Source organism: Bradyrhizobium sp. in8p8, from assembly GCF_000426845.1.
GTDB lineage: Bacteria > Pseudomonadota > Alphaproteobacteria > Rhizobiales > Xanthobacteraceae > Bradyrhizobium > Bradyrhizobium japonicum_C.
The window spans coordinates 318,362-337,357 of sequence record NZ_AUGD01000002.1 but is presented as its reverse complement, the minus strand read 5'-3'; the positions used below and the strand labels follow the sequence as shown (position 1 = coordinate 337,357).

The 18,996-nt window shown below is 64.1% G+C and carries 17 protein-coding genes; 10 read left to right on the top strand and 7 right to left on the bottom strand.

From position 1 onward, the window contains the following. Positions 1-20 precede the first annotated feature (20 nt). From K408_RS0106905 to tyrS, 4 genes are all read right to left on the bottom strand, one after another. Positions 21-1,715 carry a methyl-accepting chemotaxis protein gene (locus tag K408_RS0106905; protein ID WP_024337880.1) on the bottom strand — a complete coding sequence of 565 codons (1,695 nt, stop codon included), beginning with the start codon at positions 1,713-1,715 and terminating at the stop codon, positions 21-23. A gap of 389 nt (positions 1,716-2,104) precedes the next feature. Continuing rightward, on the bottom strand, positions 2,105-2,515 hold the full coding sequence (locus tag K408_RS0106895; protein WP_024337879.1) for a DoxX family protein: 411 nt from the start codon (positions 2,513-2,515) through the stop codon (positions 2,105-2,107). A gap of 219 nt (positions 2,516-2,734) precedes the next feature. Beyond that, entirely contained in the window at positions 2,735-4,006 is a 1,272-nt protein-coding gene (locus tag K408_RS0106890; protein ID WP_024337878.1) for an MFS transporter, read from the bottom strand. 56 nt (positions 4,007-4,062) lie between these two features. Then, positions 4,063-5,316, bottom strand: a complete 1,254-nt coding sequence (gene tyrS / locus K408_RS0106885; RefSeq protein ID WP_024337877.1) for a tyrosine--tRNA ligase — start codon at positions 5,314-5,316, stop codon at positions 4,063-4,065. Between the two features lie 164 nt (positions 5,317-5,480). On the opposite strand from tyrS, the gene K408_RS0106880 reads away from it, so the two are divergent. Both K408_RS0106880 and K408_RS0106875 read left to right on the top strand, forming a co-directional pair. Then, on the top strand, positions 5,481-6,584 hold the full coding sequence (locus tag K408_RS0106880; RefSeq protein ID WP_024337876.1) for an anhydro-N-acetylmuramic acid kinase: 1,104 nt from the start codon (positions 5,481-5,483) through the stop codon (positions 6,582-6,584). 95 nt (positions 6,585-6,679) lie between these two features. Continuing rightward, a complete protein-coding gene (locus K408_RS0106875) occupies positions 6,680-7,357 on the top strand; it encodes a glutathione S-transferase family protein (protein WP_024337875.1) in 678 nt (225 codons plus the stop codon). A 25-nt stretch (positions 7,358-7,382) separates the two neighbouring features. Here the strand turns inward: K408_RS0106875 and K408_RS0106870 are convergent, their stop codons facing one another. Continuing rightward, positions 7,383-8,030, bottom strand: a complete 648-nt coding sequence (locus K408_RS0106870) for an alpha/beta hydrolase (RefSeq protein ID WP_024337874.1) — start codon at positions 8,028-8,030, stop codon at positions 7,383-7,385. Positions 8,031-8,369: 339 nt separating this feature from the next. Here K408_RS0106870 and K408_RS0106865 point away from each other — a divergent pair, with 339 nt between their 5' ends. The 8 genes from K408_RS0106865 (at position 8,370) to K408_RS0106830 (ending at position 15,948) form a co-directional block, all read left to right on the top strand. Beyond that, positions 8,370-9,509, top strand: a complete 1,140-nt coding sequence (locus tag K408_RS0106865) for a cysteine desulfurase family protein (RefSeq protein WP_024337873.1) — start codon at positions 8,370-8,372, stop codon at positions 9,507-9,509. Between the two features lie 113 nt (positions 9,510-9,622). After that, entirely contained in the window at positions 9,623-11,119 is a 1,497-nt protein-coding gene (gene sufB / locus K408_RS0106860) for a Fe-S cluster assembly protein SufB (RefSeq protein ID WP_024337872.1), read from the top strand. Positions 11,120-11,253: 134 nt separating this feature from the next. Next, positions 11,254-12,003 (top strand): Fe-S cluster assembly ATPase SufC, encoded by a 750-nt coding sequence (gene sufC, locus K408_RS0106855; protein ID WP_024337871.1) that lies wholly within the window; start codon positions 11,254-11,256, stop codon positions 12,001-12,003. Positions 12,004-12,015: 12 nt separating this feature from the next. Beyond that, positions 12,016-13,320 carry a Fe-S cluster assembly protein SufD gene (gene sufD, locus K408_RS0106850; protein WP_024337870.1) on the top strand — a complete coding sequence of 435 codons (1,305 nt, stop codon included), beginning with the start codon at positions 12,016-12,018 and terminating at the stop codon, positions 13,318-13,320. After that, positions 13,317-14,564: a cysteine desulfurase gene (locus K408_RS0106845; protein WP_024337869.1), complete on the top strand. Its 1,248-nt coding sequence runs from the start codon at positions 13,317-13,319 to the stop codon at positions 14,562-14,564. The genes sufD and K408_RS0106845 overlap by 4 nt, the downstream gene beginning before the upstream one ends. Further along, entirely contained in the window at positions 14,561-14,932 is a 372-nt protein-coding gene (locus K408_RS0106840; RefSeq protein WP_024337868.1) for an SUF system Fe-S cluster assembly protein, read from the top strand. The genes K408_RS0106845 and K408_RS0106840 overlap by 4 nt, the downstream gene beginning before the upstream one ends. A 49-nt stretch (positions 14,933-14,981) precedes the next feature. Further along, entirely contained in the window at positions 14,982-15,383 is a 402-nt protein-coding gene (locus K408_RS0106835; RefSeq protein ID WP_024337867.1) for a HesB/IscA family protein, read from the top strand. An 88-nt stretch (positions 15,384-15,471) separates the two neighbouring features. Then, on the top strand, positions 15,472-15,948 hold the full coding sequence (locus K408_RS0106830) for a TfoX/Sxy family protein (protein WP_024337866.1): 477 nt from the start codon (positions 15,472-15,474) through the stop codon (positions 15,946-15,948). 63 nt (positions 15,949-16,011) lie between these two features. Here K408_RS0106830 and K408_RS0106825 read toward each other — a convergent pair whose 3' ends face one another. After that, positions 16,012-17,079, bottom strand: a complete 1,068-nt coding sequence (locus K408_RS0106825) for a GGDEF domain-containing protein (RefSeq protein ID WP_024337865.1) — start codon at positions 17,077-17,079, stop codon at positions 16,012-16,014. Positions 17,080-17,244: 165 nt separating this feature from the next. Continuing rightward, complete coding sequence (locus K408_RS0106820; RefSeq protein WP_024337864.1) at positions 17,245-18,765, bottom strand: DEAD/DEAH box helicase; 1,521 nt, start codon at positions 18,763-18,765, stop codon at positions 17,245-17,247. Positions 18,766-18,996 lie beyond the last annotated feature (231 nt).

Here is an 18,996-nt window from a genome sequence, read left to right as displayed (position 1 = left end):
CGGGAGAGGTGAACGAGCGGCTACGCCGCGCGCACGCCGGCCAGGAACGTGCCGACTTCGCCGGAGAGCTGCTCGGCCTGTTTTGAGAGGCTCGAAGCTGCTGCCAGCACCATGCCGGCGGCGTTGCCGGTCTCGTTTGCGGCGGTGGAGACCACGCCGATATTGGTGGTGACCTCCCTGGTCGCCTCCGCCGTCTGCGAGACGCTGCGCGCGATCTCGGCGGTGGCGGCGCCTTGCTCCTCGATGGCGGCGCCGATCGAGGTGGCGATGCGGCTGACCTCCTCGATGGTGGCGGTGATGCCGCCGATCGCGTCCACAGCTTCCTTGGTTGCGCCCTGGATCTGGGCGATCTTGTCGCCGATCTCGCGGGTGGCTTCCGCGGTCTGGCTCGCCAGCGACTTCACCTCGGAAGCGACGACGGCAAAGCCGCGGCCGGCTTCACCGGCACGCGCGGCTTCGATGGTGGCGTTGAGCGCGAGCAGGTTGGTCTGGGCCGCGATGCTGGAGATCAGCTCGGCCACATGCTCGATCTGCTGCGCACCGTCCGACAGCGCGCGGACGATGGTGTCGGTGCGGCGAGCGCTGTCCACGGCGCGGCCGGTGACCTCCGCGGACTGCGCGACCTGACGGCTGATCTCGGTGATGGAGGAGGAGAGCTCCTCGGCGGCAGCTGCCACCGTCTGGACGCGCTGGCTGGCCTCGGTGGCGGCGGAGCCGACCACGGCGGCGCGGCGGTTGGTGCCCTCGGCAGTCGAGGACATCGACTTGGCGGTGTTCTCGAGCTCGCCGGAACCGGAGGCCATCAGGCCCACGAGCTGGCCGACGGAGGCGTCGAAGCGATCGGCGAGGGCGATCAGGGCGTCGCGCTTCTCCTGCTCGGTGCGGGCCTTGATGGCGACCTGCTCGGCTTCCAGCGTGCGCGCGGTCAGCGCGGTCTGCCGGAGCACTTCGAGGGTCTCGGCCATGCGGCCGATCTCGTCGCCGCGGTCGGTCTCCTCGACCGGCTTGTCGATGGCTCCTTCGGAAATCTCCTGCATGCGATTCTTCTGGCGATCGAGCGCGCCGAGCACGTCGCGAGCAATCAGCCAGGACAGCGCCGCCATCAACAACATCAGGCCGCCGCCGATCGCGGCCAGCTCCAGCGTCAAGCCGCGCACGTCGGCGTCGATATCATCGACGTAGACGCCGTAGCTGATGGTCACGTTCCATGGTGCGAATTTGCGCGCGAACACGGTCTTGCGGACCGGCTCGGTCTGGCCGGGGCGCGGGTAGAGATAGGAGGTCACGCCGCCCTGCGCGGTCTCGCTGCCCGCCTTGATAATGGCGTCGGCGATCAGCACGCCATTGGAATCCTTGGCGCCGGTGATCTTGCCTTCGAGCTGCTGATTGGCGCCGTTGACGACCAGGGAGGTGTCCTGATTATAGACCACCGGGTAGCCTTGGCCGCCGTTGAAGCTCATGCGGCGACCGCGCTGGTGGAACATGCTCTTGGCCTCGGCCGGCGTCAGCTTGCCTGCTGTGACCTCGTCCTGGAGCGACTGTGCATAGTTGTAGAGCAGCTCTACCGCGGTCCGCATCTGCTCGACGCGGTCCTCCATCATGCGGCTCTTGCTGAGCACCGACGATACGCCGATGATGGCCGTGACTGTGAGCGCCGCAAGGCAGACCATGCTGGCAAGCTTGGTGCGGATCTTCAGGTGACTCAGCAGATTCATCACAGCCCCTACGGAATGGTTGTTATTGCTCGCATGGGTAGCATGAAGTTCTTACCAATCATGAACGTAGGCATGGCCGGCCTGCCGCGCGGGACGGCTGCCGCAGGCTTATGCGCAACCGTGCAGGCGAATCTGCTCTTGCCGGCAGGCGGCGGCCGATCCGGAGTCGAAAATCGACATGGACCTTGGTAGCCAAAGAGACAGGTTGGACAGGCAATGAATCGATTCGTTCATCGCGCCGTCATGTCCCTGCTGCTCGTCGCGGCCCTCGTTCTGATCTGGAATGTGCTGGGCGCGCGCTAAGCGGCACCGGAGGTCTGCCGGTGCCGCCGTGCTTAGCGGGATAAGTTGAGTGTGTCAGCGCGGTGCGGGCTGCGCCGGTGCAGCACTTATTTCTTGCCCATTGCGGCGTCGGCGCTGATCGGGCCGCCGCCAGCTGCCGAGAGATACAGGCACGCGAAGCAGAAGAGTATCGCGAGAGTGCCGTTGTTCAGCAATGGCAGGAACACCGGGGTTTCGCCCCTGAACATATGGCCCATGAAATAAGCGAAAGCCATTTCACCGGACAGGATGAAGGCCGACAGCCGCGAGAACAGGCCGATCATCAGTAGTGCGCCAAGCACCAGTTCAAGCGCCCCGGCCGCGCCGTAAAGCGACATCAGCTCGACTTTGGCGAACATCGGAACAGCCGGAAACTTGAACAGCTTGGCGACGCCGTACTGAAACAGCAACAGGCCGGTGATGAAGCGAAACAGGCTCAGGAGAACCGGCTGAAAGCGGGTGAGATAGGGAAAGTCCATTGGTTTGTGCCCTCCATCCAATGCGCGACTTGGACCGTATTCAGTTTCGTCTCGCAAGCCACTTGGGATCAATGCGCCCTGACATTTTCGTCATGTCGGACAAAACATCGCAGTAGCGGTCGTTGATCCGCACGCGCCGCGGTTTTTCGAACGTGTTCACCTGTGGTCGGTACGTACTATTCCGGTGATGTCCGGGGATGCAGGTTACGTAGGGGAGACCTACTCCCGCAAGGCGGGAACGACCAGGAACGGAATCATGCCGAGCACGACGCTCGCAAGCGCGAAGATGAGCAGGAGATCGTAGCCGTGAGTCGCATCGTGAATCAGGCCGCCGCTCCATGAGCCGAACGCCGAGCCCAGGCCGCTGCCGATCGAGATCGTCCCGAAGATGGTGCCGACGCGCTTGCCGCGGAAGATCTTCATCGCAGTTGCGGTGATCAGGGGCCCGCGGGAGCCCATCATGCTGCCGAAGCAGACCACGAAGCCGGTGAGCAGGACGACGTTCGGATAGTACTGCAGGAGCCAGAGCAGAACGATGCCGAGGATCGAGATCGCGTAGCTGAGCAGCACCGACGGGCGGCGTCCGATCAAGCCGTCGAGCGCAGAAACACCCAGCATCCCGAACACCAGCACGACGCCGGAGAAGCCCCAGGCGGTCGCGGCCTGGAGCGGCGGGAAGCCGGCGTCGATCAGATAGGCCACGATCTGCGCCGCGATGGCATACATGCCGACCGCGGTGAAGAAGAACGTCGAGAACAGCGCCCAGAAGGCGTGGTGGCGCATCGCGCTCACGAGCGTCCAGCCGTTGTCGACGAAGTCCGGATCGCTCTTCTTGGCCACATGCGGCGAGCCGGCCGCGAACAGGCGCCAAGGCAGGAGCAGCAGCGGCACCAGCAGGGCGAGCGCGGCAAGACCGTAGACCTGGTAGGTCTCGCGCCAGCCGAGATGATCGATCAGGAGTTGCGAGGCCGGCAGCAGTGCCAGCACGCCGCCGCCCATTGCCGAGTAGACCACCGCCATCGCGGTCGGCAGCCGCGGCCCGAACCAGCGGCCGAGCAGGATCGAGTTGGGCACATTGCCGATGAAGGCAACGCCGATGCCGACGCAGATGCCGATCGAAAGCTGGAATTGCCAGAGTGCTTGCGCATGGCTCGCGCTCAGAAAGGCCGAACCGAGCAAGAGCAAGCCGAGCGCATAGACGATGCGTGGTCCGGAATGATCGAACAGGCGGCCAACCAGGGGGGCGGTCAGTCCGCTGATGAGCCAGGCCAGTGAATAGATCGAAACGGCCTGGGCACGGTCCCAGCCGAGATCTTCCGAGATCGGCTTGAGGAAGACCGTGAAGCTCTCGCTCAGCCCGCGACCAAGAACAGCCAGCGCAAAGCACAGGCAGAGCACGACGAGCGCGATGCGGACTGCGTCCTGCCTGGTGCTTCCGACCTGTTCCTTGCTCGCTTCCGCTGTCGTTTCCTTGGGCGCGTTCTGGTCCATTGCCATCAGGGAGCGCGCTTATGCGCGCCCTGACAAGCAGTGAAAAGCTCATACGCCTATGCAGGCTTGATGAGGACGTGCTTCTTCTTGCCGAAGGACAGCTTGATCACGCCTTCCGGCGTCAGATTGTCCGCCGACAGCGCCATCTTCTCGTCGGCGACAGGCGCATCGTTGACGCGCAGGCCGCCGCCCTTGATCTGCCGCCGGGCTTCGCCGTTGGAGGCGACGAGACCCGCCTTGACGAAGGCGTTGAGCACGCCGAGACCGGCGTCGAGCTCGCCGCGCGGAATTTCCACCGTCGGCAGGCTCTCGGCGAGCGCGCCCTCCTCGAAGGTGCGGCGCGCGGTCTCCGCGGCTTCATTCGCAGCTTCGCGACCGTGCAGCAGAGCGGTCGCCTCGGTCGCGAGCACCTTCTTGGCCTCGTTGATCTCGGAGCCGCCGAGCGCTTCGAGCTTTCTGATCTCGGCCATTGGAAGCGTCGTGAACAGCTTCAGGAACTTGCCGACATCGGCATCCTCGGTGTTGCGCCAGTACTGCCAGAAGTCGTAGGGCGAGAACTGGTCGGCATTGAGCCAGACCGCGCCTTGCGCGGTCTTGCCCATCTTGGCGCCGGACGCAGTGGTCAGCAGCGGCGTCGTCAGCGCGAACAGCTGATGCGTGCCCATGCGACGGCCGAGATCGACGCCCATGATGATGTTGCCCCACTGGTCCGATCCGCCCATCTGGAGGCGGCAGCCGGTGCGCCTGGCGAGTTCGACGAAGTCATAGGCCTGGCAGACCATGTAGTTGAACTCGATGAAGCTCATCTCCTGCTCGCGCTCGAGACGCAGCCGCACGGAGTCCATGGTCAGCATGCGGTTGACGGAGAAGTGCCGGCCGACATCGCGCAGCATCTCGATCCAGTTCAGCTTGGTCAGCCACTCCGCATTGTCGAGCATGATGGCGTCGCTCTTGCCCTCGCCATAGCGCAGCACCTTGGCGAACACGCCGCGGATCGAGGCCTTGTTGGCCTCGATCTCGGCAATGGTGCGCATGGCGCGCGTCTCGTCCTTGCCGGAGGGATCGCCCACCATGGTGGTGCCGCCGCCCATCAGCGTGATCGGCTTGTTGCCGGATTGCTGCAGCCAGTGCAGCATCATCATGGTCAGATAGTTGCCGATATGCAGGGAGCGGGCGGTGCAATCGTATCCGACATAGGCGATGGCCTCACCCTTGGCGGCAAGCGCATCCAGCCCCTCGAAATCGGAGCACTGGTGGATGAATCCACGTTCCTGCAGGGTATTGAGGAAATCCGATTTAAATGCAGTCATCTGTCGGCGTGCCTGACAATTCTTGGTTTACTCTTTTGGGGGCAATTTAAGGGTCTTCCGCGGGAACCCGATGTCCGCCCGCCACTTGGCGCTGTGGCATTATAAGATGTGTCCCTCTGGCACAAGATCGGCATGCCGGAGGGGTCTTTCAGGACGCTGATCCCATGATGTTGACGGCACTCGGCTTGATGAGCGGCACCTCGCTGGACGGGGTGGATGTCGCGCTGATCGAGACCGACGGAAAGCAGGTGAAGGCGTTCGGGCCGTCCGGCTACCGGCCATACAGCCCGGCCGAGCGCAACGTGTTGCGCCAGGCGCTGAGCGAGGCCGTGCATCTGCAGCAGCGCGACGCCCGGCCGGGCATTCTGGCGCAGGCCGAGCAGGCCGTGACGGGTGCCCATGCCGAGGCGGTGGCCGCCTTCCTGGCGCAGAACCGCATGAGGCCGGAGGACATCGATATCGTGGGCTTCCACGGCCAGACCGTGCTGCACCGGCCCGAGAAGCGGCTGACCGTCCAGATCGGCGATGCGCCGTTACTGGCCAGGGCAATCCATATCCCGGTGATGCATGATTTCCGTGCCGCCGACGTCGAGGCGGGCGGGCAGGGCGCGCCGCTCGTGCCCGTCTACCACCGCGCGCTGGCTCATTCGCTGGAACGCGAAGGACCGATCGTCGTGGTCAACGTCGGCGGCGTCTCCAACATCACTTATATCGACGGCAACGATGCATTGATTGCCTGCGATACCGGCCCCGGCAACGCGCTGCTCGACGACTTCATGTACTGCACCATGAATCAGGCGTTCGATGCGGAAGGCAAGTTCGCGGCGCTCGGCAAGGTGGATGAGGCCTGGATCGCACGGGCGCTGGAACTGCCCTTCTTCGCGGCGGCCCCACCCAAATCGCTCGATCGCAACGATTTCGCTGCACTCAAGCTCGGCGCCATCGAGCCGGCCGACGGCGCCGCGACGCTCACCGCCTTCACTGCGGCTGCGATCGCCCGCGTCATTCCGCTTTTGCCCCGGCGGCCGCGGAGCTGGATCGTCTGCGGCGGCGGCGCCCGCAACCTCACCATGCTGCGTATGCTGCGGGAGCAGGTGGGCTCGGCAAGGGTGGAGGCGGCCGAGACGCTCGGCTGGGCCTCCGACGCCATCGAAGCGCAGGCTTTCGGCTTCCTCGCGGTCCGCGGCATGAAAGGCCTGCCGCTATCTTATCCCACTACCACGGGTGTGCCGATGCCGGTGACCGGCGGGGTGATCGCGCGTCCCTGACGCAAGGCTAGATCAATGCAACTGCATGCAACTTGACGGGTAGATGCAAATGCATCTACATTGAATGCAGTTGCATCTAACCGCCGGGATCGCCCATGACCGTTTCGTTGAAACTGATCAGCCACAAGCTTTGCCCCTACGTGCAGCGCGCGGTGATCGCGCTGAAGGAGAAGGGCGTGCCGTTCGAGCGGATCGACATCGATCTGGCTGACAAGCCCGACTGGTTTCTGAAACTGTCGCCGCTCGGCAAGGTGCCGGTGCTGGTGGTGACCACCGGGGAGGGCGAGGTCGCGCTGTTCGAGAGCAACGTGATCTGCGAGTACCTCGAGGAGACGCAAGCCGGTGCGAAGCTGCATCCGGTGGATGCGCTGAAGCGTGCCGAGCACCGCGCCTGGATGGAGTTCGGCTCGGCGATCCTCGGCGACCTCTGGGGGCTGGAAACCACGAGCGATCCGGCGACATTCGAAGGCAAGCGCCAGGCGCTGGTTGCGAAATTCAGGCGTGTCGAAGCCGCGCTCGGCGCCGGTCCGTATTTCGCGGGCCGCGCATTCAGTCTGGTCGACGCGGTATTCGCGCCCGTCTTCCGCTATTTCGATCTGTTCGACGAACTAACCGAGCACGGCATCTTCCAGGACGCGCCGAAGGTCAGGGCGTGGCGGACCACGCTTGCGCAGCGTCCGAGCGTACGCAGCGCTGTCGACGCCGACTATCCGCAATTGCTGCGCGCCTTCCTCGTACGGCACGACGCGCATCTTTTGAAGCTTGCGGCCTGAGCGCAGCGCGCTCAAGCCGAATCCCTCAGCGCACGTTCGCCAGGCGCATGTCGAGATACGCCGTGATGGTTTCCATCAGCGGCTCGAGCTTGGCGTCGAAGAAGTGGTTGGCGCCGGGGATGATCTGCTGGTCGATGACGATGCCCTTCTGCGTCTTCAGTTTCTCGACCAGCGTGTTGACGTCCTTGGGCGGCACCACCGCATCCTTCTCGCCATGCACGATCAGGCCCGACGACGGGCAGGGCGCGAGGAACGAGAAGTCGTAAAGGTTGGCCGGCGGCGCGATCGAGATGAAGCCCTCGACCTCGGGGCGGCGCATCAGGAGCTGCATGCCGATCCAGGCGCCGAAGGAGAAGCCGGCAACCCAGCAGGCGCGCGCTTCGGGATTGATCGTCTGGGCCCAGTCGAGCGCGGCGGCGGCATCCGACAACTCGCCGGTGCCGTGGTCGAACGAACCCTGGCTGCGGCCGACACCGCGGAAATTGAAGCGCAGCACGGAGAAGCCGCGATGCGCGAACGCGTAGTAGCACTGGTACACGATCTGGTGGTTCATCGTGCCGTGGAACTGCGGATGCGGATGCAGGATCATCGCGATCGGCGCATTCTTCTGCTTGGCCGGATGGTAGCGGCCTTCGAGGCGGCCAGCAGGGCCGGTGAAAATGACTTCGGGCATTGGTGTCTCTTGATTGATTTCCTGGAGAGATGATCCCTAGCAATCAACCGATTGTAGCCTCGTCGGCAGATGCCGACGGAAGCGCGAATGAAGGGTGAGAAGGCGCGCCTTGCGGTGATGCGCTAAGAGCGCGCGGTGACTTGACGGAGCGCGTTCTAACATAGGCAGAGGGTCAAAAAGCAAGCATCTTGAACATCCCCCAATGGGTTCAACACGTTAGCTTGTCATGACCGCGTCACGGCGCCCGCTCGCTCGGAATCGGGTTGCCAATTGCGCGCCCGCGGCCCATGTCGGGTCGGCGCGAAACGCCGCCCGCGATGCGAGGTAACAAAATACTCAATGCTTGCCCGGGTCTATCTCGATTGGAACGCGACCACGCCGCTCCGTTCGGAAGCGCGGGCTGCTATTCTGGCTGCATACGACCTGATCGGTAATCCATCCTCGGTCCATGCCGAGGGCCGGGAGGCACGACGACTGGTCGAGGAGGCGCGCTCCGCGCTGGCGGGCGCGGTCGGCGCTCAGCCGCGCAACGTCGTTTTCACCTCCGCCGGCACCGAGTCCAATGCGCTTGCGCTCTCGCCGGGCCTGCGGGGGCGGTCTGGCGGACCTGTCGAGCGGCTGCTGGTCTCTGCGGTCGAGCATGCTTCGGTGCTGGCCGGCGGCCGGTTCCCTGGCGACAAGATCGGCCTCATCCCGGTCACGCGCTCCGGCGTGGTGGACCTCGATCGCCTGAAGATCCAGCTGCAGGATGGCCCGCCAGCCCTGGTCTCCATCATGGCCGCCAACAACGAGACCGGCGCCCTCCAGCCCGTCGCTGAGGCGGCAAGCATCGTCCACGCGGCCGGCGGCCTCCTGCACGTCGATGCGATCCAGGCGCTGGGGAAAATCCCATTCGATATCAATACGGTAGGCGCCGACCTTGCCACCTTTTCTGCGCACAAGATCGGCGGCCCCAAGGGTGTCGGGGCCCTGGTGATGGCTGAAGGCATAGGCGGCCTCGAGCCGGTCCTGCGAGGCGGCGGACAAGAGCTCAACCGCCGCGCCGGGACCGAGAATGTCGCGGGCATCGCCGGCTTCGGGGCGGCGGTAAAGGCTGCCCTTCAGGCTCTGGCGAAGGATGTGGAGCGAATGGCAAGCCTCAGAGATCTTTTGGAAAATGGCCTTCGCGGCATCGCCGGGGCGACGGTCTTTGCGGACGATGTGGCGCGGTTGCCAAACACGGTGCTCTTCACCGCGCCGGGCCTGAAGGCCGAAACCGCCGTCATCGGCTTCGACCTGGAGGGCATAGCGGTCTCCTCCGGCTCCGCCTGTTCCTCAGGGAGGGTCCAGCCATCCCACGTCTTGTCGGCCATGGGCTATGATCCCGCTGTGGCCCAGGGAGCGGTGCGTCTCAGTCTTGGCTGGTCCACCCAACCGGAGGACATCAATAGGGCGTTAGAGGCTTGGCGAAAGCTGGGTAATACCCTACTTAAGGGCTAAGCGACGAAACACGGCTTGAACGGTTCTAAGCCCGTGCTTTCCGCAGTGAAATATCGTAATACTCGTCCGAGTTTGATCCACCGCGGTCCTTGAAACCGCGAGCGGAGGATGGAATGCCAGCCGTACAAGAGACGGTCGAGCGCGTGAAGCGCATCGACGTCGACCAGTATCGTTATGGGTTTGAGACCCTGATCGAGTCCGACAAGGCCCCCAAGGGACTGTCGGAGGAGACCGTCAAGTTTATCTCCGAGAAGAAGAACGAACCCGCCTGGATGCTCCAGTGGCGGCTTGAGGCCTATCGGCGCTGGCTGACCATGCAGGAGCCGACCTGGGCGCGCGTCGACTATCCAAAGATCGATTTCCAGGATCTCTATTATTACGCGGCGCCGAAGCCGAAGAAGACGGTCTCCTCGCTGGACGAGATCGATCCGGAGATCCTGAAGACCTACGAGAAGCTCGGCATCCCGTTGCGGGAAGTGGCCATGCTCGAAGGCGTCGAGCCCAAGCCTGGCGAGGAGGACCCGGCCCGCCGCAAGATCGCGGTCGATGCTGTCTTCGACTCGGTCTCGGTTGCGACCACCTTCAAGGCCGAGCTGAAGAAGGCTGGCGTGATCTTCATGCCGATCTCGGAAGCGATCCGCGAGCATCCCGAACTGGTGCAGAAATATCTGGGCTCGGTGGTGCCGACCTCCGACAACTTCTACGCCACGCTGAACTCGGCGGTCTTTTCCGACGGCTCGTTCGTCTACGTGCCGCCGGGCGTGCGCTGCCCGATGGAACTGTCGACCTATTTCCGCATCAACGAGCGCAACACCGGCCAGTTCGAGCGCACGCTGATCATTGCCGACAAGGGCTCCTACGTCTCCTATCTCGAAGGTTGCACCGCGCCGCAGCGTGACGAGAACCAGTTGCATGCCGCCGTGGTCGAGCTCGTGGCGCTCGACGATGCCGAGATCAAGTACTCGACCGTGCAGAACTGGTATCCCGGCAATTCGGAAGGCAAGGGCGGCATCTATAATTTCGTCACCAAGCGTGGCGACTGCCGCGGCGCCAACTCCAAGATCTCCTGGACCCAGGTCGAGACCGGCTCCGCCATCACCTGGAAGTATCCGAGCTGCATCCTGCGCGGCGACAATTCGCGCGGCGAGTTCTACTCGATCGCGATCTCGAACGGCTTCCAGCAGGTCGATAGCGGCACCAAGATGATCCATCTCGGCAAGAACACGTCGAGCCGGATCATCTCCAAGGGCATCGCCGCCGGCAGGTCGCAGAACACCTATCGCGGCCTGGTCACCGCGCACCGCAAGGCGACCGGGGCGCGCAACTTCACCGCCTGCGATTCGCTGCTGATCGGCGACAAATGCGGCGCGCACACCGTGCCCTACATCGAGGCCAAGAACTCGTCGGCGACGTTCGAGCACGAGGCGACGACCTCGAAGATCTCCGAGGACGTGCTGTTCTACTGCATCCAGCGCGGGCTCAGCCAGGAAGAGGCGGTCGGCCTCGTCGTCAACGGCTTCGTCAAGGACGTGCTGCAGCAGCTGCCGATGGAGTTCGCGGTGGAAGCGCAGAAGCTGATCTCGATCTCGCTCGAAGGGTCGGTCGGCTAGCACCGGCCTCGTCCTGAAGAGGCCGCGGAACGCGGTCGTCTCGAAGGATGGATTACCGGAAAGATTGTTGGCCTCAATCCTTCGAGACGCGCCTTCGGCGCTCCCTGGGATGAGGGGATAGATGGAAAAACATGATGGCTTTGCTTGAAGTGAAAGACCTCAAGGTTCGTGTCGAGGAGCGTGAGATCCTCCACGGGTTGACGCTGACCGTGAACGAGGGCGAGGTGCACGCGATCATGGGGCCGAACGGCTCCGGCAAGTCGACGCTCTCGCACGTCATCGCCGGCAAGCCCGGCTATGAAGTCACCGACGGCCAAATCCTTTTCAAAGGCGAGGACCTCCTGGAGATGGAGCCGGACGAGCGCGCCGCGAAGGGCGTGTTCCTGGCGTTCCAGTATCCGGTCGAGATTCCCGGCGTCGCCACCATGAACTTCCTGCGCACCGCGCTCAACGCGCAGCGCAAGGCGCGTGGCGAGAGCGAATATTCGACGCCCGACTTCCTGAAGAAGGTCCGGGAAGTCTCGAAATCGTTGAACATCCCGCAGGACATGCTCAAGCGCGGCGTCAATGTCGGCTTCTCCGGCGGCGAGAAGAAGCGCAACGAGGTGCTGCAGATGGCGCTGTTCGAGCCGAGCCTGTGCATCCTCGACGAGATGGATTCGGGCCTCGACATCGATGCGCTGCGCATTGCGGCCGACGGCGTCAACGCGCTGCGTTCGCCCAAGCGTTCGATGGTCGTCATCACCCACTATCAGCGGCTTCTGAACTACATCGTGCCCGACGTCGTGCATGTGATGTCGAGGGGGCGCGTGGTGAAGAGCGGCGGCAAGGAATTGGCGCTGGAGCTGGAAGCGTCCGGCTACGCGCAATTCGAGGCCGCGTAAGGATTGGTTGCAATGAACGTTGCTGTGGCAAAGACCGGAGGTGGCCGCGCGGTGAGCGATCTGTTCGCCAGCGCCGAAGGCCGGCTGCCGGGTTCGCCCGAAGTGATCGCGGCGCGGCGCGAGGCATTCGAGAGCTATGAGCGTCTCGGCCTGCCGCATCGCCGGATCGAGGAATGGAAGTATACCGATCTGCGCGCGCTGGTCGGCGAGGTTCTGCCCCTGGCAGCGATCCCCGATGCGGGCGCGCTGAAGCGCGCCGCGGAGGCGGTGAAGGCGCATGCGATCGAGGGCGCCCGCAAGGTGGTGCTGGTCGACGGCGTGTTCGCGGCCGATCTGTCCGACGTGAGGGCACTCGCCCCCGAGGCAGGCTTCAAGACCCTGCGTGAGACGCTGGAGAAGGATGCCGGCCTGCTGAAGACCGCGAGCACCGATGCGGTGATCGCGCTGAACGCCGCGATGGCGACCGACGGGGTCGTGCTCTCGATCGCTGACGGCGCGCAATTGTCCGCGCCGATCCAGATCATCCACATCGCGACTGCCGCGTCGGCATCGGCCTTCACCCGCTCGCGGGTCGCGATCGGGAAGGGCGCTCGCGCCACCATCGTCGAGACTTTTGTGGCGGCGGAAGCGAAGGCCTACCAGGTCAATGACGCCGTCATCGTCTCGGTCGGCGACAACGCCGACGTCGCGCATATCCGGCTGATGGACGATGCGCCCGATGCGGTGAACATCACGTCGCAGTTCATCACGGTCGGGGCCAACACCAAGCTGAACCTCTTCAGCATGACCAGCGGCGCCGCGGTCAGCCGTTTGCAGGGATTCATCACGCTGGCGGGCGAGGGCAGCGAGCTCTCGGTGAATGGCGTGAACCTCCTGAAAAAGACCGAGCACGGCGACACCACGCTGGTGGTCGACCATGCCGTGCCGAACTGCGTCAGCCGCGAGACCTTCCGCGCCGTGATCGACGATCGCGCCCATTCGGTATTCCAGGGCCGCATCATCGTCCGTCCCGACGCGCAGAAGACCGACGGCAAGATGATGACCCGCGCGCTGCTGCTCTCCGACGAAGCCGAGGCGGACAACAAGCCGGAGCTCGAGATCTTCGCCGACGACGTCTCCTGCGGCCACGGCGCCACCGCCGGCGCGCTGGACGACAGTCTCCTGTTCTATCTGAAGGCCCGCGGCCTGCCGGAGAAGCAGGCCCAGGCGCTGTTGATCCAGGCCTTCGTCGGCGAGGCGATCGAGCAGATCGCCGACGATGGCTTGCGCGAGCATGTGATCGGCATGGCCGAGCGCTGGCTGGAGCGGCGCTCATGAGCACGCATCCGGCAGTCAAGAACGGCGCTTATGACGTCGCGCGCGTGCGCCAGGATTTCCCGGCGCTCGCCATGCAGGTTTACGGCAAGAATCTGGTCTATCTCGATAACGCCGCATCCGCACAGAAGCCGCAGTCGGTGCTCGATCGCATGACGCAGGCTTACACGAGCGAGTACGCCAACGTGCATCGCGGCCTGCATTTCCTCGCCAATGCGGCGACGGAAGCCTATGAGGGCGGCCGCACCAAGGTGGCGGAGTTCATCAACGCGCCCCGCACCGAGGAAGTGATCTTCACCCGCAACGCGACCGAGGCCATCAATCTGGTTGCCTCGTCCTGGGGTGGCCCGAACATCAAAGAAGGCGGCGAGATCGTCATCTCGATCATGGAGCACCATTCCAACATCGTGCCCTGGCACTTCCTCAGGGAGCGTCAGGGTGCCGTGATCAAATGGGCACCGGTCGATGACGAGGGAAATTTCCTCATCGACGAGTTCGAAAAGCTGCTGACGGCCAAGACCAAGCTGGTCGCGATCACGCAGATGTCGAACGCGCTCGGCACCATCGTGCCGGTCAAGGACGTCGTCAGAATCGCGCATGCGCGCGGCATTCCCGTGCTGGTCGACGGCAGCCAGGGCGCGGTGCATCTACCGGTCGACGTCCAGGATCTCGGCTGCGATTTCTACGTCTTCACCGGCCACAAGGTCTATGGCCCCACCGGCATCGGCGTGCTCTGGGCCAAGTACGACCACCTCGTCGCAATGCGCCCGTTCAATGGCGGCGGCGAGATGATCCGCGAGGTCTCGCGCGACGTCATCACTTATGGCGATCCCCCGCACAAGTTCGAGGCCGGAACCCCGCCCATCGTCGAAGCCGTCGGCCTCGGCGCCGCCATCGATTACGTCAACTCCATCGGCAAGGAGCGCATCGCCGCGCACGAGCACGATCTCACCACCTATGCCCAGGAGCGGCTGCGCGAGATCAACTCGCTGCGGCTGATCGGCACGGCGCGCGGCAAGGGGCCGGTGATCTCCTTCGAGCTCAAGGGCGCGCACGCTCATGACGTCGCCACCGTGATCGACCGTCAGGGCATCGCGGTCCGCGCCGGCACCCATTGCGTGATGCCGCTTTTAGAGCGGTTCAACGTGACCGCGACATGCCGGGCCTCGTTCGGCATGTATAATACGCGGGAAGAAGTCGATCATCTGGCACAGGCGCTTTTGAAGGCGCGGGATTTGTTCGCATGAGTGACACGGCCGAAGTCAAAGCTAGTCCGATGGAGACCCAGTCGGCGCTGCCGCCTGAGGAGACCGAGCGTCTCACCAACGAGATCATCGCGGGGCTCAAGACCGTGTTCGACCCGGAAATTCCCGCCGACATCTACGAACTCGGCCTGATCTACAAGGTCGAGATCAAGGACGACCGTTCGGTCAACGTGTTGATGACTCTGACGACGCCCAACTGCCCGGCCGCAGGCGAACTGCCGACCATGGTCGAGAACGCGGTCGCCAGCGTTCCGGGCGTCGGCGTGGTCGACGTCAAGGTCGTCTGGGAGCCGCCGTGGTCCCCCGAACGCATGAGCGACGAGGCGCGCCTTGTGCTCAACATGTGGTGACGGCCTCAGCCCGCATTGAATTCGCTCCGCAACGGACCACATAAACAACATGACCCAGGTGACACCAGCATCCTCCACTCCGAAGCCGCGGCGGCCGCGCCCGCAGGTGATGCGGCTGACGGATGCCGCTGCCCAGCGCATCACCGAACTGACCCAACGTGCAGACTCGGAGATCGTCGGCCTGCGTGTCGGCGTGAAGAATGGCGGCTGCGCCGGCCAGTCGTACACGGTCGAATACGCCCACGAGATCCGCCCGACCGACGAGGTCGTCGAGGACAAGGGCGTGAAGATCCTGGTCGATCCCAAGGCCGTGCTGTTCCTGCTCGGCACCGAGATGGACTACAAGGCCGACAAGATGCAGGCCCAGTTCGTCTTCAACAATCCCAACCAGATCTCCGCCTGCGGTTGCGGCGAATCGGTCGAGCTGCGGCCGGCCAAGATCGACGGGTAGACCGCCTCCGCGGAGGTCGTATGGACTGCTTCGCTCGCATTGACGAGAATGCTATGAGGGTTTGCTTGCTTGCGCAGGAAAACCCCCGATGGACCGAGAATTCCTGACCGACCTGTTCGCCGATTTCGGCCCCGTCACCATCCGCAAGATGTTCTCCGGCTACGGCATCTCCGCCGACGGCGTCAATTTCGCGCTGGCCCTGCGTGCCGGCCTGTTCTTCCGCGCCGACGAGATGACCATCCCGGACTTCGAGGCCGAGGGCTCCAAGCCGTTCCAGTATCAGACGCGCGCCAGAACCGTGATGGTGAACTCCTACTGGGAGCTTCCCGCACGCCTGTTCGACGATTCCACGGAGCTTGCGCAATGGGCAAGGGCGGCACTCGCCGCAGCCCGGCGCGCCAAGGTGAAGAAGCAGCCAAAAGCGAAGAAGGCGGCGGCGAAGAAATCTGCTGCAAAGAAGCGTCCGACCAAGAACGCTGCCAAGACGACGGCGGGTCCGGTGGACAAAGCAACTCGCGCGCCGAGGCTTGCAGAGCGTAAGCGGAAGCGTCGTTCAAGAGTGTGATGCTGGAGAGCTGGTGGGCGCCGTAGCCTTTGCTCAGGCTACATGGTCTCATCCGACGAGATGTCACGCCACCCGGGTGTGCGTCTCGGCCGCGTATTCCGGATCGGATTCGCAGATGACGCGGTTGCGGCCGTTGCGCTTGGCGGCATAGAGGCAGGCATCCGCGCGCTCGATCAGCGCGTCGGTGTCGTCGCCCTCTTTCAGCAGCGAGACGCCGACGGAGATCGTGACCCGGCCGAGGATCTCGCCGGTCGATTTCTTCTTCAGCTCTTTCGCCATCACAGCGCGGCGGATGTGGTCGGCCACCGTGAGCGCCTGGCGTAGCGTCGTATTGGGCAGGACGACCGCGAATTCCTCGCCGCCATAGCGGGCGGTGATGTCCTGGCCCTTGATGGTCTGCTTCAGCGAGAGGCCGACCAGCCGCAGCACCTGATCGCCGGTGAGATGGCCGTAGGAATCGTTGAACGACTTGAAGTGATCGATGTCGAACAGCAGCAGCGACAGCGGCTCGCCCGAGGCGAGTGCGCCCTGCACGGCCATGCCGATCATGCGGTCGAAATATTTCCGGTTGCCGAGGCCCGTGAGCGGATCGGTCAGGCTCTCGGCGCGGATCGCTTCGAGGCTCTGCTGGAGATTGCTGATCTCGTTCTTCGACAGCGTCAGCCGGTCTTCCAGCGCCTTGTTGGCTTCGCGCATCTCGCTGGTCGAGCGCAGCAGCGCCTCGACGATCGCCTTGACCTGCTCGCGGCTCTTGGCAGACGACAGTTCTTCGGTGGCGCCCGACAGGTTGGCATCATAGGCGCCGGTCATGCCGAGGGCATCGCCCAAGACCTTCATGACGTCGTCGATCTCGCCGATGACGCGCGCGCCAACCTTGTCGATGCGGTCGGTGGTCTTGATGTGGGAGAGATAGGTCTCGTAGATCTGCTCGAGATCGGCCTCGGTCAGCTTGCCGCTGCGCGCCAGCGTCTCGTTGATGATCTTGTTGAGCGGAGCATTGTAGCCGGTGGCGTAGACGTACCAGATCTCGTAATTGCGGGGAATTGCCGTCTGCCGAAGCGATCGGATCTGACCGAGCGCCACCTCGGCGAACGCCATCGTGCGTTCGTGTTCGTCGAGCACCTTGATCACGGAACATACCCCACAGCGGTCGGCGCGCCATCGACCGTAGCAATACTTAAACTATGGTCGTAGGCTAATGGACGATCGTGAACGCCCCGTAAATTTACGTGCACGACTGCGTCCAAAAAATTGTGTGCCGGGTTCGCTCAACCGAAACCCGGAACGCGTCGCGCCTCAGGCTCCCGCAGGGGAGCGAACCGGCCGCAGCAGAAACGCCGGCAGATGCGAGTGATCGCCCGGCTCGGTATCGACTTCGCGCTGGCGGCGCGGCTCGGGACGGCCGATCGAGGGCACGTGCGCCGTACTGGCCTGCTGGCGTGTGTCCGCCCGACGCTTGTCGTCGGATCGATGCCTTGGCTCGGCGAGCTGGCGCGACTCCGACGAGCTCCTTGATTCGGAAGAATGTCTTGGTTCCGAAGAAATTCTTGCCTCGCCCCGGGCCTCGCGCGGCTCGTGGCTGCGTTCACGATCCCGGCCGCGCTGCGGCTTGCCACGCCCGCCACGTGAACGTTCGCGGCCGCGCTGCTCGCGGGGACGCTCGCTTGCCTCGGAGGGCTCGGCCGGGGCTTCGTAATCGCCTTCGACCCGCGGAATGCTCTGGCCGATCAGCTTTTCGATCGCTGCCATCGATTTCTGGTCGAGCGGGGTCACGATCGAGATTGCGGTGCCGGTACGGCCGGCGCGGCCGGTGCGGCCGATGCGGTGGACGTAATCGTCGGCGTGATGGGGAACGTCAAAGTTGAAGACGTGGCTGACCTCGGGAATGTCGAGGCCGCGCGCTGCGACGTCGGAGGCGACCAGGAGCGGCAGTTCACCCCTGCGGAACTGTTCGAGCGCCGCGGTACGGGCCGACTGATCCATGTCGCCGTGCAGGGCGCCGACGCTGAAGCCGTGCTTCTGAAGCGATTTGTGAACGATGGCGACTTCGCGCTTGCGATTGCAGAAGATGATCGCGTTCTTGAGATCCTTGGCGTCGCGCAGCAGGCGGCGCAGCAACTCGCGCTTCTCGTGCGCCTCGCGTCCGGCGGGCACCTGCGCCTGCGTCACGGTTACGGCCGTCGTGGCGGGCTTGGAGACCTCGACCTTCTGCGGATTATGCAGGAAGGTTTCGGTGATGCGCCGGATTTCCGGCGGCATGGTCGCGGTGAAGAACAGGGTCTGCCGGGTGAACGGGACGAGCTTGCAGATGCGTTCGATGTCGGGAATGAAGCCCATGTCCAGCATGCGGTCGGCCTCGTCGATGACGAGCAGCTCGACGCCGGTGAGCAAGAGGCCGCCGCGCTCGGTGTGATCGAGCAGGCGGCCCGGGGTTGCGATCAGCACGTCGACGCCGCGCATCAGCTTGGCGTCCTGATCACCGAAAGAGACACCGCCGATCAAGAGGGCGACGTTGAGCTTTTGGCCGGCGCCGTAGCGGTCGAAGTTTTCCTTCACCTGGGCCGCGAGCTCGCGGGTCGGCTCGAGGATCAGCGTGCGCGGCATGCGCGCCCGGGCTCTGCCTTTCTCGAGAATGGTGAGCATCGGCAGCACGAAGGCCGCGGTCTTGCCGGTGCCGGTCTGGGCGATGCCGAGCACGTCCTTGCGTGCGAGGACGTGGGGAATCGCCTGTTCCTGGATGGGGGTAGGGGTGGTGTAACCGGTGGCCGCTACTGCGGCGAGGACTTTTTCGGACAGTCCGAGATCTGAGAAGGACATTGAGCCTCTGGTCGAAACCGCCGTTCGGAATCGAGGGTAATAAGGCTGGTCGCGTTCCACCCCGAAACGGCGCGCTCTCAAAGAAGCTGGGGGTGCTGACACACGCGAACAAAGCGCAAGGCTCAGGAATCGCTCTTCGATCTGAGCCGCGTCGACCCGGAACATAGGCAGGAATTGGCCAAAGTCAATGGAGCGGGCGCGGGAAGGCCCTAAAAAACCTGAGGTTTTTGC